Genomic DNA, 23,936 nt, shown 5'->3' with positions numbered 1-23,936 from the left:
TTCGCGCCCTGTCGCCCGGATGCGGACGCGCGGGGGCGTTCCGCGCTCGGGATGTGAGGAGTTGTGCGCGCGGGCGGGCGTAAGCCGGAGCCGATGTCGGCGGCAGCGAGCATGATGGGAGGATGGCTGGCTCCGGCGACGTGCTCGAGCGGTTCGGCCCTGCCACGCAGGACTGGTTCCGCGGAGCCTTTGCACGCCCCACCGACGCCCAGCGCGGCGCATGGGAGGCGATCTCGCACGGCAAGCACGCCCTCGTCGTCGCTCCCACCGGGTCCGGCAAGACCCTGTCGGCGTTCCTGTGGGCCATCGACCGCGTGTTCCGCGAGAGCGTCGCGGCCGATCGACCGGATGCCGCGCCCGTGCGTGGGCGGAAGCGGGCGGCCAAGGAGCCTGCGCGCGGCACCCGCATCCTCTACATCTCGCCGCTGAAGGCCCTCGGCGTCGACGTCGAGCGCAACCTGCGCTCCCCGCTCGTCGGGATCGGGCAGTCCGCGCGGCGCCTCGGCATCCGCGTGCCCGATGTCTCGGTCGGCGTGCGCTCGGGCGACACGTCGTCCGCCGACCGGCGGAAGCTCGTCGCCACGCCGCCCGACATCCTCATCACCACCCCGGAGTCGCTCTACCTGATGCTCACGAGCCAGGCCGGGCAGACGCTGCGCGACGTGCACACGGTCATCGTCGACGAAGTGCACGCGGTCGCGGCCACCAAGCGCGGCGCACACCTGGCCGTCAGTCTCGAGCGGCTCGACGCCCTGCGCCGCGAGCACGATCCGGATGCGGGTCCCGCGCAGCGGATCGGCCTGTCGGCGACCGTACGCCCGATCGACGAGGTCGCCCGGTTCCTCGGCGGCGCCGAACCGGTCGAGATCGTCGCGCCGCGCGCATCCAAGCAGTTCGAGCTGAAGGTCGTCGTGCCCGTCGACGACATGCTGAATCCGCCCCCGCCGCCGACCTCCGCGCGTGGCGCACCCGGTGCCGCGCCGGCATCAGCCGATCCGGGAACCGTCGACGACCTCGACGGCACACCCCTCGACGAGGACTGGTTCGGCGACGGCTCGGCGGGCGCCGAGAACACCGAGATGACAGGATCGGTGTGGCCGCACGTCGAAGAGGCGATCGTCGACCGCATCCTCGATCACCGTTCGACCATCGTCTTCGTCAACTCCCGCCGCCTCGGCGAACGCCTCACCGGACGCCTCAACGAGATCTACGCCGACCGGCTCGGGCTCGAGGCACCGTCGCCGGATGCGCCGCCGTCCGGCCCACCGGACTCGACCACACCGGGCCGGATGCCGGCGGAGATGATGGCGCAGGCGGGAGTGTCCTCGGGAGCGGCGCCCGCACTCGCCAAGGCCCACCACGGGTCGGTCTCGAAGGAACAGCGCGCGCAGGTCGAAGAGGAGCTGAAGTCCGGCGTCCTCCGCTGCGTCGTGGCCACCAGCAGCCTCGAGCTCGGCATCGACATGGGCGCTGTCGACCTCGTGATCCAGGTCGAGGCGCCGCCGTCCGCGGCATCCGGACTGCAGCGCGTGGGGCGCGCCGGGCACCAGGTGGGCGAGGTGAGCCGGGCGGCCCTCTTCCCGAAGCACCGGGCCGATGTGCTCCACACCGCGATCGTGACCGAACGGATGCTCGCGGGGCAGATCGAGGCGATCGCGGTGCCGCAGAACCCGCTCGACATCCTCGCCCAGCAGACCGTGGCTGCGGCCGCCCAAGGCGAGATCGACGTCGAGGGCTGGTTCGAGACGGTGCGCCGCAGCGCGCCGTTCCGCACCCTGCCGCGCTCGGCGTACGAGGCAACGCTCGATCTGCTCGCGGGCCGGTTCCCCTCCGACGAGTTCGCGGAGCTCCGTCCTCGCGTCGTGTGGGATCGCGACGCGGGAACCCTGACCGGCCGGCCCGGCGCCCAGCGCATCGCCGTCACAAGCGGCGGCACCATCCCCGACCGGGGCCTGTTCGGCGTCTTCGTCGCCGGCGAGACCCGCAATGCCCGCGTCGGTGAGCTCGACGAGGAGATGGTCTACGAGTCGCGGGTCAACGACGTCTTCACGCTCGGCACGACGAGCTGGCGCATCGTCGAGATCACGCACGACCGCGTCAACGTGCTCCCGGCGTTCGGGCAGCCGGGCAAGCTGCCGTTCTGGCACGGCGACGGCCTCGGCCGCCCGGCCGAACTCGGCGAGGCGCTCGGCACGATGGCTCGCCAGCTCTCCGGAGCCTCTCGGGAGAAGGCCGAGGCACGCCTGGGCGACGCCGGTCTCGACGGGTTCGCGATCGAGAACCTGCTGACCTACCTCGCCGAGCAGCGCGAAGCGACCGGGACCGTGCCCACCGACCGCACGCTGACCGTCGAGCGCAGCCGCGACGAGGTCGGCGACTGGCGCGTCATCTTGCATTCCCCGTACGGCATGAAAGTGCATGCGCCGTGGGCTCTCGCCGTCAACGCCCGCATCCGCGAGCGCCTCGGCGTCGAGGGAGCGGCGGTCGCCAGCGACGACGGGATCATCGCGCGCGTCCCTGATGCGGCAGCCGAACCTCCCGGCGCCGACCTGTTCGTGTTCGAGCCCGACGAGCTCGAACAGCTCGTCACCGACGAGGTGGGCGGATCGGCGCTGTTCGCCTCGCGCTTCCGCGAATGCGCCGCCCGCGCCCTGCTGATGCCGCGGATGAACCCGAGCAGACGCAGTCCGCTGTGGCAGCAGCGTCAGCGCTCCGCGCAGCTGCTGGAGGTCGCGCGCCGCTACCCCACGTTCCCGATCATCCTCGAGACCCTGCGCGAGGTGCTGCAGGACGTCTACGACGTGCCCGCCCTGCTGCGCGTGGCCCGCCGCATCGGCGACCGCAGCATCCGCCTCGTCGAGACGACCACGAGCCAGCCGTCCCCGTACGCCCGCGACCTGCTGTTCGGATATGTCGGCGCGTTCATGTACGAGGGCGACTCGCCGCTGGCCGAGCGTCGGGCTGCGGCGCTGTCGGTCGACCCGGCGCTGCTGTCGGAGCTGCTCGGCAAGGTCGAGATGCGCGAGCTGCTCGATCCCGACGTCATCGCCCAGTTCGAACGCGAGGCGCAGAAGCTGGATCCCGACCGTCGCGCTCGCGGGGTCGAGGGGGTCGCCGACCTGCTGCGCGTGCTCGGTCCGCTGGATGCCGGCGAGGTCGCCGTGCGCCTGCAGGACCCGACCGGCCCGGCCGCTGCCGCCTCCGAAGCGAGCGCCGCGCAGCTGCTCGACGAGCTGGTCGATGCGCGACGGGCGATTCGCGTGACGATCGCCGGGGCGTCCCGGGTGGCGGCGATCGAAGACGCCGGCCGGCTGCGCGACGGCCTCGGGGCGGCGCTGCCGGTGGGCATCCCGCTCGCCTTCCTCGAACCTCTCCCCGATCCGGTGGGCGACCTGGTGGCCCGCTACGCACGGACGCACGGACCCTTCACGGTCGATGCGGTCGCCGAGCGCCTCGGCGTGGGGGTCGCGGTCGCGCGTCACACGCTGCAGCGGCTCGAGGGTCAGGGGCGCATCTCGAGCGGATTCTTCCTCCCGGTGGAGAACGCCGGCGGATCGCGCGATGACACGGAATGGTGCGACAGCGAGGTGCTGCGCCGACTGCGGATGCGGTCGCTGGCCGCGATCCGCGGCAGCGTGGAACCGGTGCCACCCGAGGCGTTCGCTCGCTTCCTGCCGGTCTGGCAGCACGTCACGCGTCCGCTCGACGGCATCGACGGCCTCGCGGCGGTCATCGAGCAGCTCGCGGGCATTCCGGCGCCGGCGAGCGCGTGGGAGTCGCTCATCCTGCCCTCTCGCGTGCGGGACTACGCCCCCGCGATGCTCGACGAGCTCACCGCGTCGGGAGAGGTCGTCTGGACCGGCCACGGGTCGCTCCCGGGCCGAGACGGGTGGATCGCCTTCCACCCGGCTGACGCAGCGCCGCTCACCCTCACGCGCGACGACGTCGAGATCGCCGCGGACTCCCTCGACGCTCGCGTCATCGAGGTGCTTGCGGCCGGTGGGGCGTACTTCGCCGCCCAGCTGAAGTCGCTCGCCGGCGCGGAGAACGAGCAGTCCGTCGTCGACGCCCTGTGGCGCCTCACCTGGGCGGGACGCGTGACCAACGACACCTTCGCGCCCGTCCGAACGCTCGTGGGCGGGGGTTCCCAGGCGCATCGGGTCGCCCGCAAGACGCCGCGTTCCCGCATGTATCGCGGGGCAACGCTGCCGCGGGTGTCCGCGTCTGCTCCGCCTCGTCCGCCCGCCATCGGGGGCCGCTGGTCTCTCGTTCCCGACGCCGAACCGGATGCGGCGCTGCGCGCCACCGCCGCGGCGAGCCTGCTGCTGGACCGCTACGGCGTCGTGACGCGTGGCTCCGTGCAGTCCGAGGGGGTTCCCGGCGGATTCGCCCAGGTCTATCGCGTGCTCGCTGGATTCGAGGAGGCCGGCCACTGCCGGCGGGGCTATGTCATCGAGAAGCTCGGGGCCGCGCAGTTCGCGGCGTCGGCGACGGTCGACCGCATCCGCGAGTTCGCCGGTCTCGCCGATCCGCCGCCGCGCACGGCCGTGACGCTTGCGGCCACCGACCCTGCGAACCCGTACGGGGCCGCACTGCAGTGGCCGGCACTGGCCGAGATCTCGCACCGGCCCGGCCGCAAGGCCGGCGGGCTCGTGGTGCTCGTCGACGGCGACCTCGCGCTCTACCTCGAGCGCGGCGGCAAGACGGCACTGGCCTTCACCGATGACGAGGAGGTGCTCCGGGCGGCTGCTGCCGACCTCACCGCCACCGCGCGCCGACGACGGCTGGACACCCTCACGATCGAGCAGGTCAACGGCGCGTTCGTCTACGGCACGCCCCTCGGCCGGGCCCTGCGCGAAGCCGGCTTCGTCGAGTCGCCGCGCGGACTGACGCTGCGGCGCACGACCGCCGGCGACGCCCAGCGGGAAACCGCCCGTGCCTGAGGGCGACACCGTCTTCCGCGCCGCGCGGCGCCTGGCCGACGTGCTCGACGGACGCGAGCTCGCCCGCTTCGATCTGCGGGTGCCGCAGGTCGCGACCGTCGACCTGACCGGTGCGACCGTGCAGGAGGTCGTACCCCGCGGCAAGCACCTGCTGCACCGCATCGACGGGTGGACCCTGCACACCCACCTGAAGATGGAGGGCGAATGGCACGTCTACGAGCGCGGCGGGCGGTGGCGCAAGCCCGGCTACAAGGCGCGCGCCGTGCTCGGCACATCCACCCATGACACCGTCGGCTTCGACCTCGCCGATATCTCGGTGGTGCGCACGGAGGATGAGGGCGCGCTCGTCGGTCACCTGGGTCCCGATCCCCTGAGCGCGTCGTGGGATCCGGATGAGGCCGCCCGTCGGCTCTCGGCCGACCCGCGAGCGGTGCACGTCGCGCTGCTCGATCAGCGCAACGTCGCCGGTTTCGGAAACGAGTACGCCAACGAGATCCTCTTCGTGCGCGGCGTTCTGCCCACCACCCCCGCCCCAGAGGTCGACGTGCCGGCACTCCTCGACCTCGGCACGCGCATGATCCGCGCCAATCGCGACCGATCCGGCCGCACGTTCACCGGCGACTCGCGCCCCGGTCGATCCACGTGGGTCTACCGTCGCGAGGGTCGGCCGTGCCGTCGATGCGGCACGCTGATCCGCGGAGGAGAGATGGGCGCCGACCCGACCTCCGAACGCATCACCTTCTGGTGCCCGCGCTGCCAGAGCTGATCCCGCATCCACGTCGGTGCCCGATTCCCGTCAGTGCCCGATGTATCTTCCCGGCCGGTGGTTGAGGGCCAGCACGAGGTTCAGCACCACCGCTCCCGCCGCGCTCAAGACCACGCTCCAGACGGGCACCACCAGCAGGGCCGCCCCGATGATCAGCACGTCGAAGATCATCATCGTCCACCCGGCGCGGAAGCCCCAGCGATCCTGCACGATCAGGGCGACGATGTTCACACCGCCGAGACTCGCGCGATGGCGGAAGAGGATGAGCAGGCCCACGCCGGCCAGGAGGTTCCCGCCGAGCGTGCCGTAGATCGGGTCGAGGTCGTCGATTACGAGCATCCCCTGATGCACGACCGACCATCCCGAAACGAGGCCGATGGCGACCGCGGTTCGCGCGGTGAAACTCCACCCTCGCTGCCACACCGCGAGCACCGCGAACGGGAGGTTGATGACGGCGAACAACAGCCAGAACGGCCACGCCGTCGCGTAGCCGAGCAGGAGGGAGAGACCGGCGGTACCGCCGGTGACCGAACCGGCCGTCTGCAGCAGGTAGAGGCCCAGCGACGCGACGAAGGTGCCGGTGAGGATGCCGAGAACGTCCTCGACCGCGGAGTGGGCCATGCTCTGGTCGTCGAAGACGAGCGACGGACCCGTCGCATCGGGTGCGTCGGACAGGCCGGGATCGTCGAGCGCATCGGGCACGTCGGGCAGGTCGGGATCGCCGACCGGTTCGCTCGTCATCTCGCCATTCTCGCCGACGCCGACATGCCCATCCATTCTCCGTGCCGCAACGAACAACAGATGTCAACCCTGCGCATCCGAATCGGTGGATTCGAGGGAATGAATAGACAATCAAGGAAGTTGTACCTGTATCCGATGCCGAACGGCATCAGAGGAGGGGACTGTGGGTAAGAACTACGTCGACATCGAGAACGACCACGGCGAGACGCTTCGCTACCGCAAGCACGCCAACGGTCGGGGCCTGATCGCGCACGGGGCCAAAGTGCACCCCACCGCGATCGTCGAGTCGGGTGCGTACGTCGAACCGGGAGTCCGAATCGCCGCGAACGTCCACGTGGGCCGCGGTGCGTGGGTCGAGTCCGATGCGGTCATCGGGCCCGACGCCGACATCGCCCCCCAAGCGCACATCGGACCCGGCGCCGCGATCGGCGCGGGCGCGAAGATCGGAATCCGCGCGCACATCGGAAACGGTGCACGCGTCGCGGTCGGCTCGCTCATCGGCGACGACGAGAGCATCGGCGACGGCGAGACCGTCGCGACCGACCGCCGCGGACTGCACCTGGCCGCCTGACCGGACCCCGGCCCTTGCCCGTGGCTTCCCACGGTCGAGGGTCAGAGGATGATCCGACGCTCCCGCCGCTCGCGACGGGAGCGTCTCGCATGCGCGGTGGCCGCCCTTCGCGCCCCTGGCTCCTCCGAGCCCCTGGCGCTTCCGAGCTCTCGCTACCCGTTGCCTGGCACCAACTCAGGCTGGATGAAGCCATATCGGCCGATTCGGGTACGAAATGACCACTTCCGCACCGGCCGGCCTGAATTGGTGCACCGTCGGCCGGTCCACCCGCCCGCTGTGCGCCGCCTTCCGCTGCGTCGCCACGCTGCGTCGCAGGGCCACCCGCCCGCTCGGCCCCGCTGGGCTGAGTCGCCACGCACGCCACGGCACGGCACGGCACGGCCGGCACGACACGGCCACGGCACGGCACGGCCGCAGACTGCATCGGGCCGCTCACCCGAGCCCCGCCGCCGCCCCTCGTCCCGTCCAGCCGTCCACCCGGCGGTCGGCCGCGTCCGTCCCTGCCCGTGCAGCAACTCAGGCTGCGAGGGTGAGTCCAGGCTGATTCGGACCCGGGAAGGGTTTCGGCGGGCCCGCGGGCCTGAATTGGTGCACGTCGGCGGCAAGAGGCGCGTGACCGATCCGCCGTCGCGCGACCCGGGGTCCGCGCCCCGACCCCTTGAGGTCCCGCAGCATAGGGTCGGAGGATGATCCGACGCTCCCGCCGCCTTGCGACGGGAGCGCTCGCGTGTGCACTGGCCGCCACCCTCGCGGGGTGCCTCGCGCCGGCGGCGCCCGAGAGCATCCCGTCCACCTCACCGGAAGAAACGGCGCCGAAGGAGGCCGTTGCGATCGAGATCACGCATATCGTCGACGGCGACACCGTCCGCGCGCGACCGGCGGGGGGCACATCCCCACCCTGGACGGTCGCCGAGGGCCCGGCCGACGACGAGGTGCCGGTGCGCCTCATCGGCGTAGACACCCCGGAGGTGTACCCCGACCTCGAGTGCGGCGGGAACGATGCGACGGATGCGCTGCGCGCCCTGGTGTCCGAGGGCGACACGGTGTGGGCGACGCGTGACGACGAGGAGCGCGACACCTACGACCGGGTGCTGCTGTATCTCTGGACCGGCGAGGGCACGTTCGTGAACCTCGACCTCGTGGCGACCGGAGCCGGCGAGGCTCTGCGCATCCACCCGAACGACCGCTACTGGCCGCTCCTTCAGGAGGCCGAGTCCGCCGCGATCGAGGCCGGCGCGGGCATCTGGTCCCGCTGCCGCTGACGCGATCGCGTTCGGTCGCCGCCGAATGTCGTCATCCCCCGAGATGGCGACATCGCGTGACAACCGAACGTCTCGGCGGGAGGCGGGAGGCGGGAGGCGGGACGCGGGACGCGGGACACGGCGCGTCAGGCGCAGGCGAACGCGGCGCGGGGGGCGCGGCGCGGGAGGCGGGAGGCGGGAGGCGGGACACGGCGCGTCAGGCGGAGGCGAACACGGCGCGGGAGGCGCGGCGCGGGAGGCGAGGGAGGCGGGACGCGCGGCGCGGGAGGCGCGGCGCGGGCGACGGGTCAGGCGAAGAGGAAGAGGGCGAATCCGAGGAGCGGGAGGGTGCCCTGCACGAGTGCCGCGCGGAGGTACGAGCGGCCGGTGCTGAGCAGGATGAGGGCCGCCGCGGTCATCGATCCGAGGCTGAACAGCACGAGCGTGCGGCCCGCCACGTCGGCGGCCGTGCCATCGGCTCCGGTCCAGAAGAGCACCACGCCGAGGACCGCACCGACGGCGAGGAACAGGTTGTAGAAGCCCTGGTTGTAGGCCATGCCCTTCATCGCGTCGGCGCTGGCCTGATCCCGCACCCCGAAGCGCTTCCAGATGCGCGGCCGCGTCCACTGCACCGACTCCATGACGAAGATGTACACGTGCAGCAGCGCGGCGAGAACCCCGAACACCGTGGCGAGGATCGCGATCATGATCGAACCCTAGCGTTGCGCGAGCGCTAGCGTGGCTCCATGCCCAGACGCGCGAGACCCTCGGGACCGAACACCCGTTCCGCGCGGTCGCCCAAGCAGCGGACCGCGCGCAGCTCCGCACCGGCGCGGCGCGACGAAGGGTCACCCGCGCCCACGCCCGGCCCGTTCGTGCTGGGCGCCATCCCCGGGGCGACGCCCGGCAAGTGGATCGACGCCTGGCAGGAGCGCATGCCGCGGAACCCGCTCGAGCTTCGCGCCCTCGACGTCGCCGAACAGCGCGACGCGCTGATCTCGGGCGGGGTGGATGCGGCGCTCGTGCGCCTGCCGATCGACCGGTCCGACCTCCACGTGATCCCCCTCTACGACGAGGTGCCCGTCGTCGCGACATCGGCGGACTCGCACCTCACTGCTGCCGACGTGCTCTCCCCGGACGACCTCGTCGACGAAGTGCTGATCATCCCGGGCGATGACGCGCTGGGCATCCGGCAGGAGATGTTCCCGGGCGTCGCGGCGCCCGCCTTCGATCCGCCCACGACCACCGAGGACGCCATCGCCACGGTGGCGACCGGGGTCGGTATCGTCATCGTTCCCATGTCGCTCGCGCGCCTGCATCACCGCAAAGACGTCGCGCACCGCCGGCTCGAGGGCGCACCGGAATCGACCGTCGCCCTCGCATGGGTGGCGGACCGCACGACCCCGCTGGTCGACGCGTTCGTGGGAATCGTGCGCGGCCGCACGGCGAACTCGTCCCGCAGCTGAGCAGCGGCCGGGCCTGAACCGCGTCCCGGTCCGAGCAGCGTCCCCGCTCCCAGCAGCGTCCCGCGTCCCAGCAGCGCCCCGACTCTGAGCATCGCTTCGCGGCTGAGAACCGCGGCCGGCCACTGAGTACCGTCCCCGGTCTGAGCACCGTCCCCGGTCTGAGCACCGTCCCCGGTCTGAACAGCGTCCGGTCTGAGCAGCGTCACGAAGCACCTCGCCACGGCAAGCGCAACCCGTGGCACGGCGACACCGAAAAGCGCCCGGGCACGAGAACAGGGGATGCCGCCACACGTGCGAACGGCATCCCCCGGAAATGGCGTGAATCCCCGCGAGCCCCGACAAGCGGGGAACTCTTCGTGCCCCCAGTGGTCGGCGCCCCCCGGTGCCGACCCAACACGACCACTTCGCATATCTAGAGCATCCTGGGCGATCGCTGATACATCGCCGTGAGAATTCTTTCCGCGCGAATCGGCCGACCCATCGCAGTCTCGGTCGCGGTCTCGGTCGCGGGCCGTCGCCGTCTCAGCTCAGAATCCGGTACCGTGCGCTTGGAAGGGCGAGACCATGTCGAGCCGAGCGGATGCGGCTGCGAGCGCTTCAGCCGGCGCGAGGCCGCTAGCGAGCTCGGCGTGCATCGAGCCGAGCAGCTCGCACGCGATGTCGTCAGCCACGACGACGGGCGCGGCGATGACGGATGCCGACCCGGCGTGGAGCCACACCCGCGCCATGCCGATCGCCTCCTCGCCCCATCGCACGGACGATCGACCAACCTCACACGCCGACAGCACGACCGTCGCGGGCACACGGGAGACCTGATCGATGTCGTAGCCGAAGAGGGCGCCGTCGGCGAGTTCGAGACCGGAGAACATCGGGTTGTCCACCGCGTGACGGCCGTGCGCGGCGACGTGGAGTACGTCGACCTCGCCGGCCAGGTCGGTGATCGCCTGAACGGTGGCGGCGCCGCCGTCGATGACGGGGGCACCGGACCAGGCTGAGGCGCCCACTCGGGCTTCCTCTCCGCCGCGCGCGACGCGTGGCCCGACTGCGAACCCCGCGCTCAGCGGTGCCGCCGGAGCGACGGCGGGCTCCACGGTCGGCGCGACGGCGGGCTCCACGGCCTCACGCCGATGCAGCCACTGCGAGGCCGACGCGGCCAGGGTGAACACACGCCCGCGCATGCCGGGCAGCATCGCCCACGGGATGGCGTTCAGGAGTCCCGGCGCGGTGACCACGAGGCGGCGGGCGGAGGTCTGCCGGAGCGGCCCGTCGAGGAGGGCGGCCGACAGGGCGGCCAGTCGCGCGTCGAGAGACCGGCGCACGACCGCCGCCATCGGCCCCGTGCGCACCGCCGCAGCGACATCGAGATCGGCGCGCAGCCCCTTCTGCAGGTCGCGCACCTCGTCGCCGTCGCCGAGGGACACGATCTCGGCGTGGGAGCCATCGCACACGACGGCGACGATCTCGCGCCCCGTGTAGACGTAGGCGAGCAGCGCGGTGTCGGCGGTGAGGCCGTCGCAGAGCGTCGCGAGGTCGACCCGCGCGTCGATGCGAGACGCGCCGACAGATGTCCACTGCCGCTCGCGGGCGAGGTCACGCAACTGTGCCGCGCGAGGGCTGGAGAGCCAGTCGCGGGCGGGATTCTCCGCACGGAGCATGCGAAGCTCGGCGAGCGCGTCGGCCAGCTGCGGGTCCGGAGGCGGCCGCAGCGGAACGACCTGCTGGCTCAGATGCCGTGCGCGCTCGGACCATTCGAAGACCACCTCGGGCGCGCGCGAGCTCACCGCCGAACGCAGCCCGGCGAAGACGAGGCTCGCCCCGTGCATGGCGACCGAGGTCTGCAGATCGATGCTGCCGAACGAGCTCTGCCACGCTCCGAGGCGATCCAGCCCCGCCGCCGCGTGTCGGCGGGCTTCGGTCGGGCGTCCGCGTGCGGCCGCGCGGGTGGCCTTGAGTTCGTCGGAGAGCAGCCGCAGGTCCATCGGAGCGGATGCCGGCACCCGCGGCGCCGGGGCGGACGGGTCGCCCGCACGCACGGCGGCACGTGCGACGGCGATGCGAAGTGCGACCGCCTCGCTGCGGAAGCCGTGAACGACGAGCGACGCCGCGACATCTTCCGCCGCTGCCGGGGCGGGAGGCCGGTGCTGATTCCCGGAGCCCGGCCGTCTCTCCGCGAGGCGCGCCCGCAGGCGCACCGCTTCGGCGCGGGCGGCCCACGCGTCGTTACCCAGTGCCCGGAACCGTCGCGCGGCGTCTGCGGCGACCCGCGCTGAGGCCGCACCGTCGTGTGCGAGCAGCGATCTCGCGAGGTGGAACTCCGCCTCGGCTCGCGACTGCGGCATGCGGCGCGCGCCGAAGATCGCCGCGGCGTGCCGGAACAGCTCCTCTGCCTCGGTCGTGAGCCCCGCGTCCCGGAACACCTCGGCGCGGTCCATGTCGCCGATCGCTTCGGCGACGGGTGAGGTCGCAGCATCCGATCGCGCGTCTGTCATCTCTCGCAGCGCGCGGACCAGGTCGCCGCGCAGCAGCGCGGTGTATCCGAGATTGTGACGCGCCTGCGCCGCGTCGGTGGCGAGCCCGTGCTCGGCGAACACCGACACCGCCGCCGACAGGTCATCCGCCGCCTCGGCCAGACGCCGCTGCTGCATGCGCACCAGACTGCGGTTCATGCGGATGCGGGACGCGGCGACGGGATCGTCGCTCAGCCGGTCGATGGCATCGCCGAGCCAGCGTTCGCCATCGTCGAGTCGTCCGTTGTAGGTGGCGAGACCGCCGAGCTGGCCGAGCAGGATGGACTCCGTGTGCGGGCTGAGTCCCGGCTGGGCGAGAGCGTTCTGCAGCACCTCTTCTGCCGCGACGGGGCGGCCGGTGCGCTGCAGGGCGATGGCGCGGGTTCCGGCGATGCGCGCGAGCAGGTCGCGGTCGCCGGTCAGGCGCTCGGCCCGGTCGAGCGTGCGCTGCGCCGCCGCGAAGCGGCCGTCGATGCACTGCGCGACGGCGCGCTGATGCAGCTGCGTCGCGTCCGTGCCCACGCCGACATCATGCCGTAGTCGCGGCGGACGCGGTCACCGCGCCGGCAGAGAGCGGGGTGACCGGGCGGCTCAGGCGGGCGCGCGGCGGTGCCCGTCCCACTCCCGCAGGGCGCGGGATCCGGCCTTCTCGAGCGCGCTCACGCGCGCGGCGACCGACGTGTCGGCGGTGCCGTCGATGAGTCCGTCGGCGATGCGCTCGGCGAGCAGCCCCGCGATGAACGGCGCGGCGAACGACGTGCCGCTCCACATGACGAAGCCGCCGGTGTAGTCATCGGGATCGATCGTCTCCCGTCGCAGCCCGAAGCGGTCGTTCCGGGTGCCGGCCTGGGTTCCGCCGTTCAACGGCGGGGCGGAGCTCACGACCGCGGCGCCCGGTGCGTAGACCCGCACCCAGCGCCCGATGTTGCTGAACAGCGCCACGGTCTTGCCGTTCGGATTGAGGGCGCCGACCGACAGGTGCGGTGCCGCATCGGACGGATCATCGACGACGAACTCGGCGTCGGGCCACCGCCAGAGCGCCGCCGGGAAGGCCGGGCGAGAGGTCGCGTCGTTGCCGGCGGAGCACACCACGGCGCAGCCGTGCCGCCGCGCGGCGACGAGGTAGCGCACGAGGGTCTGGTCGAACTGACCGTCTTCCGGAGTCTCGTGGTAGTAGCTCAGCGACAGGTTGAGCACATCGATGGGGCGGCCGCCCGGAAGACCCCGGGCATCGCGGATGACGAGCTCCGCCACCGCGCGCACCGCCTCGAGGAACTCGCCCTCCAGCAACGTGCCCTGACTGTCGGCAACGCGGATCGAGATGAGGTCGGCGTCGGGACAGATCTGCCGCACGACCCCGGCGACGAACGTGCCGTGACCGGCCGCCGCGTCGAGGAAGCCGTCGTAGGGTCCGGAGACGTCGCCGATCGCCTCGGGATCGTCGGCGGGATTCGTGATCCCGATCGGCACACCGTTGACGTGGGGGTCGCGATCGACGATCGACGGCGGCAGCCACGCGTGCTTTCCGCAGCCGGTGTCCATGTAGGCCACCACCGGGCGACGCCCGCGGACGGTCTCGTCGTCGCGCCGGGGCGGATCGCCGATGTAGCTGACGACCTCACGCCCACCCGACCCGGGGTAGGCGTAGGCCCCCGGACCGGGAGCGTTGGTCGACCCATAGGGGTTGGTGGAACCGTAGGGGTTGGTCGAGCCATACGGGTTCGTCGAACCGTAGGGGTTCGTGGAGCCGTAGGGGTTCGTCGAACCGTAGGGGTTCGTGGAGCCGTAGGGGTTCGTCGAACCGGACGGGTCGACGCTGATGACGTGGTCGAGAGCGACGCCGCTGAGGTCCTTGCCGTAGATCGCCCGCGCACGCTGGAGCAGACGCCACGCATCCACCGGCGGCACCGGCTGATCGTCGCGGCCGGGCTTCGGGTCGGGGAAGATGACGCCGAGGAGCACGAGGGGGAGCCCCAGCTCCTCCTCGGCGACCCTCGCACGCTCCTCCGCCTCGGCGTCGGTCTGGCGATCACCCCGGATGCTCTCCACGCGCACGCCCCACCCGAAGTAGGCGCCGGCCGATCGGAGGATCTCGAGGATCTCGAGCAGCCGCGCGCCCTCCGTCAGCAGCACATGATCGGCGGCATAGGTGGTCGGATAGGGATCGACGCCCTCGACCTGCTCGACGCCCGGGTCGAGGGGCACGCCGCGCGGCCTGCCGGCCTGGATCCGATCGCGCCACCCGGGCTCATCGACGGTGTCGGCCATGCGTCCCCCTGCTCTCTCTCGCCGCGCACGGCGATCTCACTCGGCGGATGCGGGCGCATCCACCGCTCTCAGGCCTCGAACTGAGGCGTCTCGAACTCCTTCATGGCTCCGTCCGTGCCGCGCACGGCCATCCGCAGACGCGTCATGCCGGGCGGGATCTCCTCGAACGCGAACCGGCCGTGCTCGGCCGGGTCGGCCGCCCAATCCGCGTCGCCCTGCACGAGCCGGATCGCGAGCGTCTCGGCGTCGACCCAGCCGTCGATGCGCCGATTGCCCGCGGCGGTCACGCTCACGTGCAGCAGCACGGTCGTGTCGCCGCGGCTGAATTGCAGGGTCGCGGTCTCTGCGGGCGTCGTGCGCACCGCTCCGGTGACGGCCCCCTCCACGAGGGTCAGCAGCGCGTACTCCCGCGACAGGTCGGCGACCGCCACGGCGGCGACCATCCGATCGATCATGTCGGCCGGCATCGGGTCGATGTCATCCCATGTCGCGCGCAGCCGCGCGAACAGCGCCGCGTCTGCGGCGAAGTCTTCAGTGTCCATGTGCGTCTTCCTCTTCCCCGGCGCCCTCGAAGAGGGTGCGGAGCTTGCCGAGGCAGCGCCGGCGAGTCGGTCCGATCGATCCGACCGGCATCGCCATGTCGGCGGCGATGCGGGCGTAGTCGGGGCGGTCGTCGAATGCGACGATGCGCAGCAGCCGCTGGCAGCGTTCATTGAGCTGTGCCACGGCCTGCCACAGGCGACGCGACTCGTCGTCGGTCGCCGCGGTCTGTTCCGCGGATTCGTGGACCGGAAGGTGCGGCTCGAGGTTCTCGGCCTCGGTCGCCTCGGCGCGACGCTGCTGCTTGCCCACCCGCCACGCCTCACGGCGCGCCGTCGTGGTCAGCCAACCCGACACGGCACTCGGATCGGCGATCGCGGAATGCCGCTGCACGAGGGTGAGCCACGTAGTCTGCACGACGTCCTGCGCGAGCGCGGCGTCGAGCCCGTACGCGCGCACCACGTGCCACAGCACCGGCGTCATCAGCGCCACCAGTTCATCCATCGCCCGACGGTCGCCGTCCCGCCAACGCCGAAAGAAAGCGGCCGCTCTCTCCCACCGTGGCTGATCGACGGACTCGACGGAGGCCCCAGACCCCGCATGCGTCATGAAGCCCATTGTGTCCACAACACCGGAGAGGGCGAAAGTCGCTCGGTGATACATGGGAGAATCGACAGATGTCGAACGCGCGAATTCTCTATGTCTGCGCGCGCCCGCAGCGCGAGGCCGCCGAGGCGGAATCGCGGTCGTTCGGCCGCGCCATGGGGCTCGAGTCGGGAGCCCTCGACGAGCTCGACCTCGTGCGCACCTCGCTGGATGCGGCGATGCTCGGAGACTACGCCGGACTCGTCGTCGGCGGCAGCCCGTTCAACGTCACCGACCCTGAAGACACGAAGACCGACGTGCAGCGGCGCGTGGAGGCCGACCTCGAGCGCATCGTCGGCGCCTCGGCCGACGGCGGACCGGTGGGGCTGTTCACCTGCTACAGCATCGGCGTGGTCACCCGCATGCTCGGGGGAACCGTGAGCCGCGCCTTCCCCGAAGACACCGGACCGACCCCCGTGCAGGTGACCGATGCCGGCGCGGCCGACCCGCTCTTCGACGGCCTGCCCGAGACCTTCACCGCACTCACCGCCCACAAGGAGGGCACCGAGACCCTGCCGCCGGGCGCCGTGCATCTGGCCGCCGGCGCCGCGTGCCCCGTGCAGGCGTACCGCGTCGGGGAGCGGGTCTACACCACGCAGTTCCATCCCGAGCCCACGCCGGCGGACTTCATCGAGCGGATGACCGTCTACCGCAACGACGGCTACTTCGACGCCGACGACTTCGATGTCATCGCGGATCGCGTGCGCCCGGCCGAGCTCGACGCGCCGTTGACGCTGCTGCGGACCTTCGCCACGCGCATCGCCCTCTGAGCCGCGCGGCGGCCGACGCCGCGGTCTGTCAGGAAGTCCGTGGCTGGCCTTGCGTCACGATGATCACGGTCAGTCGTGCTCGGGACGCAGGAGCCGCAGTCCCGCGATGATGGCGGGTACCACCAGCACCACGGCGGCGACGAGAAGGGCGGCCGTCGCGATCGCCTCGCTCGACGGTTCGCCGGTGAAGCGGGCCACGGCCAGCCACGTCAACCCCCACGCGATGGCGACACCGGGCGCGATGCGCCACCGGCTGGCCCACGCGATCCCGAGACCGATGACACCGACCACCAGCAGCACCACGATGCCCCACACATCGGGCGCGTCCACGCGCACGCCGCTCGCGGTGAAATAAGCGGTGAGGTTGGCGACCGTGGCGAGCGTCACCCACCCCAGGTGCAGGCCCGTCACGCCGTCGATGAGGGCCGCATCCAGCACCCCGCCGCGCGGAAGCCGGGTCGCGACCGACCGCCGAAAGGTGAAGCCGAGCGCGACCAGCAGCACGGCGATCATCACGACGGTGAGCAGCAACGTCGTGAACTGAGCGGTCACCAGCCACAGGCCGTTGAGCACTTCGGTGACCGCGATCCACCAGCCCATCGACCGCTGGCGCATGCTCGCCCGCTGCGACGGCAGCGCCTGCCAGATCGCGTAGGCGATGAGTCCGAGGTAGATGACGCTCCAGATCTGGAACGCCGGGCGGGCGGGCGCCAGATATGACGCGTCGGCGTCGAGGGCGCCGCCCTGCAGGTCCTGCACGGGCGTTCCGCCGAAGAGCCCCGTGCCCACCATTGCGGCGATCAGCATGAACACCGTCGCCGCGATCACCCCGATCTGCCGCACGAGGTCGGCGGCAGACGCGGTGGTCTCGGATGCGGGCTGCGGCGAGGTCATGCCCCTACGGTAGGAACCCGTCCGGAATCCGCTCAGAGGCTTGCGCCGCCCGCGCAGCTGTGTCAGGCGCGATCATCCCCCGGCCGGTGCGGGCCGATGATGACGGCCGCGTCGGCGGGGACGGTGATGCCGCCGGACTCCTCGGTGACGGCGGGCGACGTGCTCAGCAGCACGACCTCGCCTTCCTCCATTCGCGTCGTCCACGGGTTCCCGGCGAGGTTCACGAGGATGCGCAGCGCACCACGGCGCAGCTCCCAGGCGCGGCTGCCGGGGCCCTCGTCGACCACGAGGTCGGCGCCGAGCGCGGCGAGATCGGGATCGGTGAGCTCCGGTCGCTCGCGGCGCAGGCGCGCGAGGCGGCGGTAGAGCGCGAGCAGGCGCGCGTGCTCGCCGTCGCCGGCCTCCTCCCACGCGAGGTGAGAGCGGTGGTAGGTCTCGGGATCCTGCGGATCGGGCACCGTCGCCGGGTCCCACCCCATGCGGGCGAACTCCTCGATACGGCCTTTCGCGGTGGCCTCCCCGAGCTCGGGCTCCGGATGCGACGTGAAGAACTGCCACGGAGTCGACGCGCCCCACTCCTCGCCCATGAAGAGCATGGGGGTGCCCGGAGCGGTGAGGGTCAGTACCGCGGCCACGGCCAGGCGGTCCGGCGTCAGCGACTGGCTGAGCCGGTCGCCGGCGGCGCGGTTGCCGATCTGGTCGTGGTCCTGCGCGAAGGTCACCAGGCGCCACGCCGGCATCTCCGCGGGAACGGGCCGGCCGTGCTCGCGTCCCCGGAACGACGAGTACGTGCCGTCATGGAAGAACCCGCGCGTCCACACCTTGGTCAGCGCGTCGACAGCCGCGAAGTCCTCGTAGTATCCGACCGTCTCGCCGGTGAGTGCCACGTGCGCCGCGTGGTGCCAGTCGTCGCTCCACTGCGCGTGGAGGCCATAGCCGCCGGCTTCTCGCGGCAGGATCAGCGTCGGGTCGTTCATGTCCGATTCCGCGATCAGCGTCAGCGGCACGCCGCGATGGGCCGAGAGGGCGTCGGCGGCCTCGGCGAGCTCGCGCAGGATGTGCACCGGCTGCGCGTCCTTCAGCGCGTGGACCGCATCCAGCCGCAGTCCGTCGACGCCGTAGTCGCGCATCCACATCAGGGTGTTCTCGACGATGTAGGCGCGCACGGCGGGCTCGTCGAGGTCGACGCTGGAGCCCCACGTGTTGCGCTCGGCGTCGCGCAGATACGGACCGAACTCGGGCAGGTAGTTGCCGCTCGGGCCGAGGTGGTTGTAGACGACGTCCTGGATGACCGCGAGCCCGGCGGCGTGGGCGGCCTGAACGAAGCGCACATACGCCGCCGGCCCGCCGTAGGCCTCGTGCACCGTGTACCAGAGCACGCCGTCGTAGCCCCAGTTCCACACGCCATTGAAGCCGTTGACCGGCAGCAGTTCGATATGCGAGACCCCGAGGTCGACCAGGTGCGAAAGGCGACCGGCCGCGGCATCGAGGGTGCCCTCGGGGGTGAAGGTGCCGACGTGCATCTCGTAGACCAGGCCTCCGGCAAGCTGTCGCCCGGTCCACATCGCGTCGGTGAGGTGCGGTGCCGCGGCGGTCAGCGCCTCGTGATCGACGTGCGCAGAGAGTCCGTGCACACCGTCGGGCTGACGCCTCGAACGCGGGTCCGGGCGAACATGATCCCCGTCGCCGAGCACGAACCCGTACCGTTCGCCGTCGGCGAGGTCGCCGTCGCACGTCCACCAGCCATCGGCGGCGGCGGTCATCTCGACGTCGCCGCTTCCCGGTCGGCGCAGCCGCATCCGCTCGACCCGCGGTCCCCACACCTCGACGCTCATGATCTCATTCCCCCTCGAGTGCACGGCTTCTCGCCGAAAGCACGAGATATCTGCGCAGACAAGGCGTGCACTCGGCGAGTTCTCGTGCACTCGATGTCAGCCACCGGACACCTCGCGAGCCAGGAGAGCGACCGGGTACGTCGACAGCAGGTCGGCGAGCGCGCTCGCGCCGCCCGCGATGCGCCGGCCCGTGATCGCGTCGACGAAGGCGCCGTCGGGCAGCATCAGGGCGGTGTCGCCCCAGCCGCCGCGGGCGGCGAGGCCTACCGGCAGCCGCGTCGCGACGGCGATCGCACCACCGCGATCGAACGCGATCGCGTGGTCGGCGGCCTCACCCACCACCGTCATCGGCGTGTAGCGCGTGTACAGCTCCGGATGCTCCCGGCGCAGGCGCAGCGCCCGGGAGGTGACCAGCAGCTTCGCCGCACCCCCGGCATCGACCGCGGGCAGCTCGCCGCGCGAGAACCCGGCGTCGAGCTCGGCCAGCATCCGGGCTCGCCGCGCGAAGTCCACCGGACGCCGGTTGTCGGGATCGACCAGCGAGGTCTCCCACAGCTCCGACCCCTGGTAGACGTCGGGCACACCCGGACCGGCGAGCTGCAGCAGCTTCGCCGACAAGGAGTTCGACCACCCGGCCTCGGCGATCTCGTCGACGAAGGCCTCGACGAGACCGCCGGCGGATCCGAACGCGGCGTCGACGAGGTCGTGCATGCGCTGCTCGAAGATCTCGTCGGGGCGCCACCAGCCGGTCTGCTCCGCGGCCTCGCGCGCCGCCTTCTCGGCGTAGGCGTGCAGCCGCTCGGGCGTCGCCGGCCAGGATCCGACGATCGCCTGCCACAGCAGGTTGTCGAAGGGGCCGTTCCCGGTCGAGGCGACCTCGCGCAGGCGATCCAGCACCTCGCCCCAGCGCCCCGGCACCTCGGCGAGCACGTCGAGGCGAGCGCGCACATCTTCGCCGCGCTTGGTGTCGTGGGTCGACAGCGTCGTCATCGCGTGCGGCCACGACGCCTGACGGCGCTGCCACGCCGCGTGGAACCCCGGCACCGACAGCGCGAACACGACGGGATCGCCGCCGACCTCGGTGAGAGAGCCCAGCCGCGTGTAGCGGTAGAACGCGGTGTCCTCGACGCCCTTGGCCATGACCGGGCCGGTCGTCTGCTCGAAGCGGCGAGTGACCTCGAGCGTGGCGTCGGAGAGGACCGGGACGAGGGTGCGGATCGCGTCGGCCAGGTCGGGACGACGGCGCTCCGCCTCCCGAGCGGCGTGGTGGAGGTCCTCGATCCCGGCCGGCAGGTAGGACCGGTAGGTCGGGAAGCACGCCAGGAGCTCGGCGAGGGCGTCTTCGGCGTCGGCGACCGGCTCGGGCAGGCCCCGCACGAGGCGGCGGATCTCGGAGACCTGGATCGTGTCGGCGATCATGCGCTTGGTGTCGTGGATCATGTCGCCCCACACCGGAACGGTGCCGCGCAGCACGCCGTCGAGGGCGGTGAGAGGCTGCTCGCCGTTCGGGTCGACGAGCACCCGGTCGATCTCGGCCAGCGCGTCGTAGCCGGTCGTCCCGGCGGTGGCCCACCAGGCCGGGAGCGCCTCGGACGGCTCGGCGCCCGGTTCGTGGGCGCTGCGCTCGAGGATCTTCTCCACGAGCACGTAGGCGCCGCCGGTGGCCTCGGCCAGCCGCGCGAGGTAGCCGCCCGGGTCGGCGAGGCCGTCGGGATGGTCCACGCGCAGGCCGTCGACCAGGCCCTCCCGCACCCACCGCAGCACCTCGGCATGGGTCGCGTCGAAGATCTCCGGCCGCTCGACCCGCACCGCCGCGAGCGTCGTCACGGCGAAGAAGCGGCGGTAGTTGAGGTCCGTGGCCTCGTCCTGCCAGAAGCGCAGCTCCCAGTGCTGCCGCTCGAGCACGGATCGCACCCCGTCGGCCGTGGCGAGGTCGTCGCCCTCGCCCACGGAGCCGGGTGCGAGGGGCAGGATGTGCTCGAAGTACCGTGCGAGCCCGGTCGGCGATTCCGGCGCCGGCGCGGGATCGATGCGGATGTCGCCGATCACCTCATCCAACGGCGCCCCGAGGACGGGTACGCGGATGCGGCCCTCGCCGACCTCCCAGTCGATGTCGAACGCGTCGGCGTGCGCCGATGAGCGTCCGTGGGTGAGCACATCCCACCACCACGGGTTCTCGCGTGGCTGCGAGATGCCCATGTGGTTGGGCACGATGTCGGCGAGCACGCCGAGCCCGGCATCGCGGGCGGCCGCCGAGAAGCGGGCGAGCCCCTCGGGTCCGCCGCGGTCGGCGTCGACCCGTGTGACGTCGGTCACGTCGTAACCGTGGTCACTGCCCCGCGTCGACTGCAGCAACGGCGACACGTAGGCGGTGTCCACCCCGAGGTCGGCGAGGTATCCGGTCACCGCCGCGGCGGCGTCGAGATCGAAACCGGCGCGGATCTGCAGCCGATAGGTCGACACGGGATGCGCGGGCATGGCAGTCCTCTTCCGGTCCGGTGCGATCCGTCAGTCACCCTCGTCGTCGACCGAGGCGGCCGCGGACGGTGACGGTGGGGTGACGACGGGGATCTCGGTGGTGCGCGAATGCACGAGCATGCTGAGCGAGGCCGCGACCGAGTGATCGACCTCCGGGTCGGGAAGGTCGTGCTCGCGCAGCACGATGAGCGCCTTCGGCTGCAGCGGGATGCGCGAACCGGGATCGAGCGGGTCGGTGTTGGCCCACTCCCCCGCCGTGTCGACCATGACATCCCACTCCGGCCCGTAGCGCGGGGCCGGGATCTTGAAGTCGACGGGCTCGTCGCCGGCGTTGAACAGCACGATGAAGTGCCGGTCGGTGATCTCCTCGCCCCACTTGTCGCGCTCGCGGATGCCGCGACCGTTGAGGAAGATCCCGATCGTGCGGCCGAACCCGGACTCCCAGTCCTCCGGCTGCATGAGCGTGCCGTCGGGCCGCAGCCACACCACATCGGGAATGGGCCGACCCTCTTCCATCTTCACCGGGCGTCCGTCGAAGAAGCGTGTGCGCCGGAAGGTGGGATGGTCCTTGCGCAGGCGCGCGAGCGCAGCGGTGAACTCGACCAGCGGCTGGTCGACGGCATCCCAGTCGATCCAGGTGAGCTCGTTGTCCTGGGCGTAGCCGTTGTTGTTGCCGAACTGCGTGCGGCCGAGCTCGTCGCCGTGCGAGAGCATCGGCACGCCCTGGCTCAGCATCATCGTGGCGATGAAGTTGCGCTGCTGCTGGGCGCGCAGCGTGAGGATCTCCGGGTCGTCGGTCGGGCCCTCGACGCCGTGGTTGTAGGACCGGTTGTGCGATTCGCCGTCTCGGTTGTCTTCGCCGTTGGCCTCGTTGTGCTTGTCGTTGTACGACACGAGGTCGCGCAGCGTGAAGCCGTCGTGAGCGGTGACGAAGTTGATCGACGCGACCGGCGCGCGCCCGGACCGCTCATACAGGTCGCTGGAGCCGGTCAGGCGCGAGGCGAACTCGCCCAGGGCCTGCGGCTCGCCGCGCCAGAAGTCGCGCACGGTGTCGCGGTACTTGCCGTTCCACTCGGTCCACTGCGGCGGGAAGTTGCCGACCTGGTAGCCGCCGGGGCCGACGTCCCACGGCTCGGCGATGAGCTTCACCTGCGAGACCACCGGGTCCTGCTGCACCATCTCGAAGAAGGTCGAGAGGCGGTCGACATCGTAGAACTCGCGCGCGAGCGTGGAGGCAAGATCGAAGCGGAAGCCGTCGACGTGCATCTCCAGCACCCAGTAGCGCAGCGAATCCATGATCAGCTGCAGCGAGTGGGGGTTGCCGACGTTCATGCTGTTGCCGGTGCCGGTGTAGTCGGTGTAGTAGCGCTTGTCGTTCTGCTCGAGCCGGTAGTACGCCTCGTTGTCGATGCCGCGCATCGACAGGGTCGGGCCCAGGTGGTTGCCCTCCGCGGTGTGGTTGTAGACCACATCCAGGATGACCTCGATGCCCGCCTCGTGCAGCGAGCGCACCATCGCCTTGAACTCCTGCACCTGCTGGCCGTTGACGCCCGTCGAGGCGTAGCCGTGATGGGGAGCGAAGAAGCCGATGGTGTTGTAACCCCAGTAGTTCGACAGCCCCTTCTCCTGCAGGGTCGAGTCGTTGACGAACTGGTGCACCGGCATGAGCTCGATCGCGGTCACGCTGAGCTTCTGCAGGTGGTCGATGACCGCGGGATGCGCCACCCCGGCGTAGGTTCCCCGCATCTCCTCCGGCACCGACGGGTGCAGCTGCGTCAGCCCCTTCACGTGCGCCTCGTAGATGAACGTCTCGTGCAGCGGCGTCTTCGGCGACCGGTCACCCTGCCAGTCGAAGAAGGGGTTGATGACGACGCCCTTCATCATGTCGGCCGCCGAGTCGTCGTCGTTGCGCGAGTCCGGGTCGCCGAAGGTGTAGCTGAAGACGGACTGTCCCCACTTCACCCGACCGTCGACGGCCTTGGCGTACGGATCGAGCAGGAGCTTGTTGGGGTTGTAGCGCTGCCCGTTGGCCGGATCGTACGGGCCGTGAACACGGTAGCCGTAGCGCTGCCCGGGCTGCACGTTCGGCAGGTACGCGTGCCAGACGAACGCGTCGACGTCGAGCAGCTCGACGCACGTCTCGGTGCCGTCGTCGTCGAACAGGCACAGTTCGACTTTGTCGGCACCTTCGCTGAACAGCGCGAAGTTCGTGCCGTTACCGTCGAATGTCGCACCCAGCGGATATGCGGATCCGGGCCATGTCTGCACGAA

The 23,936-nt window shown here is 71.4% G+C and carries 16 protein-coding genes; 6 read left to right on the top strand and 10 right to left on the bottom strand.

Annotated elements, in window-relative coordinates:
- Nucleotides 1-122: 122 nt before the first annotated feature.
- On the top strand, nt 123-4,943 hold the full coding sequence (locus B3S45_RS06795; RefSeq protein WP_286718303.1) for an Lhr family ATP-dependent helicase: 4,821 nt from the start codon (nt 123-125) through the stop codon (nt 4,941-4,943).
- Nucleotides 4,936-5,709, top strand: a complete 774-nt coding sequence (locus B3S45_RS06790) for an Fpg/Nei family DNA glycosylase (protein WP_194384507.1) — start codon at nt 4,936-4,938, stop codon at nt 5,707-5,709. The genes B3S45_RS06795 and B3S45_RS06790 overlap by 8 nt, the downstream gene beginning before the upstream one ends.
- Before the next feature lie 30 nt (nt 5,710-5,739).
- Here the strand turns inward: B3S45_RS06790 and B3S45_RS06785 are convergent, their stop codons facing one another.
- Complete coding sequence (locus B3S45_RS06785) at nt 5,740-6,330, bottom strand: YitT family protein (protein ID WP_228481200.1); 591 nt, start codon at nt 6,328-6,330, stop codon at nt 5,740-5,742.
- A 283-nt stretch (nt 6,331-6,613) separates the two neighbouring features.
- Between B3S45_RS06785 and B3S45_RS06780 the strand changes: the two genes are divergently transcribed.
- Together B3S45_RS06780 and B3S45_RS06775 are read left to right on the top strand one after the other, a co-directional pair.
- Nucleotides 6,614-7,021 (top strand): transferase, encoded by a 408-nt coding sequence (locus B3S45_RS06780; RefSeq protein WP_071044088.1) that lies wholly within the window; start codon nt 6,614-6,616, stop codon nt 7,019-7,021.
- A gap of 686 nt (nt 7,022-7,707) precedes the next feature.
- The gene (locus B3S45_RS06775; protein ID WP_286718298.1) at nt 7,708-8,283 is read left to right on the top strand and encodes a thermonuclease family protein; all 576 of its coding nucleotides are present in this window, start codon (nt 7,708-7,710) and stop codon (nt 8,281-8,283) included.
- A gap of 287 nt (nt 8,284-8,570) precedes the next feature.
- Here B3S45_RS06775 and B3S45_RS06770 read toward each other — a convergent pair whose 3' ends face one another.
- The gene (locus tag B3S45_RS06770) at nt 8,571-8,969 is read right to left on the bottom strand and encodes a DUF1304 domain-containing protein (protein ID WP_176759432.1); all 399 of its coding nucleotides are present in this window, start codon (nt 8,967-8,969) and stop codon (nt 8,571-8,573) included.
- Nucleotides 8,970-9,008: 39 nt separating this feature from the next.
- Between B3S45_RS06770 and B3S45_RS06765 the strand changes: the two genes are divergently transcribed.
- Nucleotides 9,009-9,728, top strand: coding sequence for a LysR family substrate-binding domain-containing protein (locus B3S45_RS06765; RefSeq protein WP_286718294.1), 720 nt, complete (start codon nt 9,009-9,011; stop codon nt 9,726-9,728).
- Between the two features lie 527 nt (nt 9,729-10,255).
- On the opposite strand, the gene B3S45_RS06760 is transcribed toward B3S45_RS06765, so the two are convergent.
- The 4 genes from B3S45_RS06760 to B3S45_RS06745 all read right to left on the bottom strand — a co-directional run bounded on the left by B3S45_RS06760 (nt 10,256) and on the right by B3S45_RS06745 (nt 15,547).
- Entirely contained in the window at nt 10,256-12,757 is a 2,502-nt protein-coding gene (locus B3S45_RS06760) for a CHAT domain-containing protein (protein ID WP_228480916.1), read from the bottom strand.
- A gap of 69 nt (nt 12,758-12,826) precedes the next feature.
- The gene (locus B3S45_RS06755; protein ID WP_194384504.1) at nt 12,827-14,503 is read right to left on the bottom strand and encodes a S8/S53 family peptidase; all 1,677 of its coding nucleotides are present in this window, start codon (nt 14,501-14,503) and stop codon (nt 12,827-12,829) included.
- A gap of 68 nt (nt 14,504-14,571) precedes the next feature.
- Nucleotides 14,572-15,045, bottom strand: a complete 474-nt coding sequence (locus tag B3S45_RS06750; protein ID WP_194384503.1) for a hypothetical protein — start codon at nt 15,043-15,045, stop codon at nt 14,572-14,574.
- A complete protein-coding gene (locus B3S45_RS06745; RefSeq protein WP_228480915.1) occupies nt 15,035-15,547 on the bottom strand; it encodes an RNA polymerase sigma factor in 513 nt (170 codons plus the stop codon). The genes B3S45_RS06750 and B3S45_RS06745 overlap by 11 nt, the downstream gene beginning before the upstream one ends.
- 173 nt (nt 15,548-15,720) lie before the next feature.
- Between B3S45_RS06745 and B3S45_RS06740 the strand changes: the two genes are divergently transcribed.
- Nucleotides 15,721-16,458: a glutamine amidotransferase-related protein gene (locus B3S45_RS06740; protein WP_286718287.1), complete on the top strand. Its 738-nt coding sequence runs from the start codon at nt 15,721-15,723 to the stop codon at nt 16,456-16,458.
- A gap of 69 nt (nt 16,459-16,527) precedes the next feature.
- Here B3S45_RS06740 and B3S45_RS06735 read toward each other — a convergent pair whose 3' ends face one another.
- From B3S45_RS06735 to glgX, 4 genes are all read right to left on the bottom strand, one after another.
- A complete protein-coding gene (locus tag B3S45_RS06735; protein ID WP_194384500.1) occupies nt 16,528-17,352 on the bottom strand; it encodes a tryptophan-rich sensory protein in 825 nt (274 codons plus the stop codon).
- Between the two features lie 62 nt (nt 17,353-17,414).
- Nucleotides 17,415-19,187 carry a malto-oligosyltrehalose trehalohydrolase gene (gene treZ, locus B3S45_RS06730; protein WP_286718283.1) on the bottom strand — a complete coding sequence of 591 codons (1,773 nt, stop codon included), beginning with the start codon at nt 19,185-19,187 and terminating at the stop codon, nt 17,415-17,417.
- 96 nt (nt 19,188-19,283) lie between these two features.
- A complete protein-coding gene (gene treY / locus B3S45_RS06725) occupies nt 19,284-21,665 on the bottom strand; it encodes a malto-oligosyltrehalose synthase (RefSeq protein WP_194384498.1) in 2,382 nt (793 codons plus the stop codon).
- A 30-nt stretch (nt 21,666-21,695) separates the two neighbouring features.
- On the bottom strand, nt 21,696-23,933 hold the full coding sequence (gene glgX, locus B3S45_RS06720) for a glycogen debranching protein GlgX (protein WP_194384497.1): 2,238 nt from the start codon (nt 23,931-23,933) through the stop codon (nt 21,696-21,698).
- Nucleotides 23,934-23,936: the final 3 nt, after the last annotated feature.

It is taken from the genome of Microbacterium sp. UBA1612 (assembly GCF_002321605.1).
Lineage (GTDB): Bacteria > Actinomycetota > Actinomycetes > Actinomycetales > Microbacteriaceae > Microbacterium > Microbacterium luteum.
Note: the sequence above shows the minus strand (reverse complement) of the source record. Positions and strands in the feature narration are given on the sequence as shown.

Excerpts from the sequence above, each read along its gene's own strand:
- B3S45_RS06795 (WP_286718303.1), top strand. The coding sequence starts at position 123 with ATGGCTGGCTCCGGCGACGTGCTCGAGCGGTTCGGCCCTGCCACGCAG.
- B3S45_RS06785 (WP_228481200.1), bottom strand. The coding sequence starts at position 6,330 with ATGGCCCACTCCGCGGTCGAGGACGTTCTCGGCATCCTCACCGGCACC.
- B3S45_RS06775 (WP_286718298.1), top strand. The coding sequence starts at position 7,708 with ATGATCCGACGCTCCCGCCGCCTTGCGACGGGAGCGCTCGCGTGTGCA.
- B3S45_RS06770 (WP_176759432.1), bottom strand. The coding sequence starts at position 8,969 with ATGATCGCGATCCTCGCCACGGTGTTCGGGGTTCTCGCCGCGCTGCTG.
- B3S45_RS06765 (WP_286718294.1), top strand. The coding sequence starts at position 9,009 with ATGCCCAGACGCGCGAGACCCTCGGGACCGAACACCCGTTCCGCGCGG.
- B3S45_RS06755 (WP_194384504.1), bottom strand. The coding sequence starts at position 14,503 with ATGGCCGACACCGTCGATGAGCCCGGGTGGCGCGATCGGATCCAGGCC.
- B3S45_RS06750 (WP_194384503.1), bottom strand. The coding sequence starts at position 15,045 with ATGGACACTGAAGACTTCGCCGCAGACGCGGCGCTGTTCGCGCGGCTG.
- B3S45_RS06745 (WP_228480915.1), bottom strand. The coding sequence starts at position 15,547 with ATGGATGAACTGGTGGCGCTGATGACGCCGGTGCTGTGGCACGTGGTG.
- B3S45_RS06740 (WP_286718287.1), top strand. The coding sequence starts at position 15,721 with ATGTCGAACGCGCGAATTCTCTATGTCTGCGCGCGCCCGCAGCGCGAG.
- B3S45_RS06735 (WP_194384500.1), bottom strand. The coding sequence starts at position 17,352 with ATGACCTCGCCGCAGCCCGCATCCGAGACCACCGCGTCTGCCGCCGAC.
- treZ (WP_286718283.1), bottom strand. The coding sequence starts at position 19,187 with ATGAGCGTCGAGGTGTGGGGACCGCGGGTCGAGCGGATGCGGCTGCGC.
- treY (WP_194384498.1), bottom strand. The coding sequence starts at position 21,665 with ATGCCCGCGCATCCCGTGTCGACCTATCGGCTGCAGATCCGCGCCGGT.